Here is a 3170-nt window from a genome sequence, read left to right as displayed (position 1 = left end):
ACCCGCAGCTGCGGGCCCTCGTCGCGGCGCCGGACTGGACGGCCCTCGGGCTACGCCTCGGCATGCTCGAGCTCGTGCCGACGGCACGAGAGGCCGACGTCGTGGGACACCTCGGCCCCGACGTCCTGGGCCCTGACTGGGACCTCCGCCGCGCCGTCGACCTCGTCGCAGGCAGCCACGTCCCGATCGGCCAGGCCCTGCTCGACCAGCGCAACCTCGCCGGAGTGGGCACCATGTGGTGCGCCGAGACGCTCTTCCTCGAGCGCGTGCCGCCCTGGACGCCCGCCGACGAGCTCGGCCGTGAGACCGTCGAGCGCATCGTGGCCCGGGCCCACCGCCTCATCGACAACGGTCGTCGTCACGCCGTGCAGTCGAGCACGGGAAGCCAACGCCTCGACGAGGCGCACTACGTCCACGCCCGGAGTGGGCGTCCGTGTCGCCGGTGCGGCACGACGCTGCGGGTGGCCATGATCGGCGAGCCCACGCGCGAGCGCACGATGTTCTACTGCCCGGGCTGCCAGGGAGGCCTCGGCCCGACCGACGACGGTCGCCCCCAGGGGCCGCTGGGGTCCAACCGTGGTGCGGCGCGCTCCCGACGCTCGTACTGAAGGGGACGGCCTGAAAAGGGCAGTGCCTGTCGGCGCGCGGTCCTACCGTGGTCAGTACCGCACTCTGTGAGAGGAGCACGACCCATGGCATCCCGCCTCAACCCCTACATCAGTTTCAAGGACGACGCCCGAGCAGCGATGGAGTTCTACCGGTCGGTCTTCGGTGGTGAGCTCACCGTCTCGACCTTCGGCGAGTTCGGCCAGTCCGGCCCGAGCGCCGACAACGTCATGCACGCGCAGCTCGAGACCCCGAGCGGCTACACGATCATGGCGTCCGACACCCCGGAGGGGATGCCGTACGACTCGGGCTCGTCCATCACGGTCAGCCTCAGCGGCGACGACGGCGACGAGCTGCGCCGCTACTGGAACGGGCTCTCCGAGGGCGGCACCGTCAGCATGCCGCTCGAGAAGCAGATGTGGGGTGACGAGTTCGGCCAGCTGACCGACCGTTTCGGCATCGGCTGGCTCGTCAACATCTCCGGGCAGCAGTCAGGGGATGCGCCGACCGGGTGACCCGTCACCGAAGTGCTCGCCCAGCTGACGGGCCAGCTCGCCCGCGTCGATGAGGCTCGAGTGCGTGCCCTCGGTGCCGCACGCCCACGCCCCGGCGACCGTCCCGCTCCTCGCCGCCGCTCGCGCGTCGTCGCCCGCCAGCCACGAGTACAGGAACGCCGAGACGTAGGCGTCGCCCGCTCCGTTGGAGTCGATGGCGGGTCGCGCGTCGATGTCGACGGCGGGCACTGCGAACGAGCCACCGTCGCGCACCGTGACCCGGCTGCCCCGCGCGCCGTCCATGACGACCACGAGCCGGGCCCGACCCCGATCGAGCACGTCGGCGACGACGTCGTTCTCGATGCCGTCGAGACGTGAGCCGGAGACGAAGACGAGGTCGGCGGCATACGCGAACGGCCGGTGGTGCGGGTTGCGCCCGTCCCAGTCGTGCAGGTCGGTCGAGCTCGTCACCCCGGCAGCCGCGGCGTCCTCGAGCGCGCCCACGGTCCACGGCATGATCGAGGCGTGCACGTGATGGGTGTGCTCCAACGGCCCCCGCCAGAGTGCCGGGTCGGGGGACAGGTCGTAGGGGTGGCGCGGGTCGTAGAAGGACATCCGTCGACCGGCCGCGTCGACGAGGTTGACCGCTCGTCGGGTCCCGCTCTCGTGGACGACGTGCTCGAAGTGCAGGCCCTCGGCTGCGAAACGGTCGAGCAGCATCCGACCCTCGTGGTCCTCGCCGATGACGTCGACGAACCGCGTCGCGAGGCCGAGTCGGTGACAGCCGAGCGCGACGCCGCTGCCCGTGTGGCCGACGAACGTGTCGATGGGCGGGACGACGTGCGAGTCGGCGAGGGGGACGGGCAGGGTCTCGACACGCACGATGGTGTCGACGCCGGCACCGCCGACGACGAGGACGTCAGTCTTCACGGCCCCATTCTGCACGCCCGAAGGGCGACGCCGACGTGTCAGGGACGGGTGACGCTGAGCAGGCCGAGGCACATCTCGTCGGTCGTGCCCTCGCCCCAGACGACGTAGCGCTCGGGCAGCCCCTGCAGGTCGGGCAGCTTGTCGCGCCAAGCCTGGTCGTGCGTGCAGCTCACCTTGATCGAGTCGCCCGGCCGGATCGCCGTGGCCGGGACCGGGACCGATCCCTGGTTGTCGAAGTCCCAGACCTTGATGTCGAGGAGGGTCTTGGCGCGGGGGGTGCCGGGGTTGAGCTCGATGCGCAGCGACGACCCGAGCAGGTGCATGTGACCGGCCACGGCGCGGATCGTGGCGGGCTGCTCGACCTGGCGCGTGCACGACTGGGTGGGGCCCGGGGTCGGGATGACCGTGCCGTCGCAGACGAGGAGCAGGCCGTTGACGATCGGTCCCGACATGGCGCCGAAACGTGCGGTGACGTCGGCGATGGCCGCAGACCGGTCGCACAGCGGCCCGGACTTGCCTGCGCGACAGGGCAGCTCGACCGGTGCGGGATAGAGCATCGTCTCGAGCGGCTTGAGCGTGGCCGACGTCGACAGGCGCAGCTTCACGGAGGTGCGGTCGGGCGTGACCCCGTGCCGGAGGTTGTAGTGCACCTGCATGACGAGCAGCGAGCCGCGTTGCAGCGGGATGCCGACGTCGGGAGGCAGGACGTTCTCGCGACCGCCAGGCGCCCAGGCACCCACCCACGGCGCGTCGTCGAGGCTCGCGCCGCGCGAGCCCAGTCCGGTGCCACCGAAACAGGTCCACCCGTTGCCGCCGCTCTCGGCGTCCCTGGCGCGTGCCGCGGAGGCCGCCGACGGAGGCACGCGGAAGAGGATGACGTGATGCACCTCGGCGGGTTGTCCGGGCGCGATGTCGAAACCCGTGACGAAGGCGTCGCGGGCGACCTTCGGGTCGAGGACGAAGCAGTGGTAGTCGTCGGTGCCGACCGTCGGCGCCTTGGGCGTGTAGGAGACCGGTGCGGTCACGGTCTGCATCGTCTCGCCGCCTCGCAGTGGCGTCGGTGGGGCCGGGGTCGTCGGCGAGGCCGTGTGGCCGGCGGCCGCGTGCTCCGTGGTGCCGCTCGAGCCGGTGGCTGCGGTG

General features: G+C 71.6%; 4 protein-coding genes. 2 read left to right on the top strand and 2 right to left on the bottom strand.

What is annotated here, in order from left to right:
• Together AC1DP0_RS20085 and AC1DP0_RS20080 are read left to right on the top strand one after the other, a co-directional pair.
• On the top strand, window positions 1–608 hold a 608-nt coding region (locus AC1DP0_RS20085), incomplete at its 5' end, for an Fpg/Nei family DNA glycosylase (RefSeq protein ID WP_478088016.1).
• A gap of 84 nt (window positions 609–692) precedes the next feature.
• On the top strand, window positions 693–1121 hold the full coding sequence (locus AC1DP0_RS20080) for a VOC family protein (RefSeq protein WP_478088014.1): 429 nt from the start codon (window positions 693–695) through the stop codon (window positions 1119–1121).
• On the opposite strand, the gene AC1DP0_RS20075 is transcribed toward AC1DP0_RS20080, so the two are convergent.
• Window positions 1098–2030, bottom strand: a complete 933-nt coding sequence (locus AC1DP0_RS20075) for a carbohydrate kinase family protein (RefSeq protein ID WP_478088012.1) — start codon at window positions 2028–2030, stop codon at window positions 1098–1100. The two genes, AC1DP0_RS20080 and AC1DP0_RS20075, sit on opposite strands and share 24 nt — an antisense overlap.
• A gap of 38 nt (window positions 2031–2068) precedes the next feature.
• The coding region (locus AC1DP0_RS20070) for a hypothetical protein (RefSeq protein ID WP_478088010.1) at window positions 2069–3170 on the bottom strand (1102 nt) is incomplete at its 5' end.

This window comes from Terrabacter sp. P5_B1, from assembly GCF_056400505.1.
The sequence above is the reverse complement of the archived record's forward strand: the minus strand, read 5'-3'. Positions and strand labels throughout refer to the sequence as shown.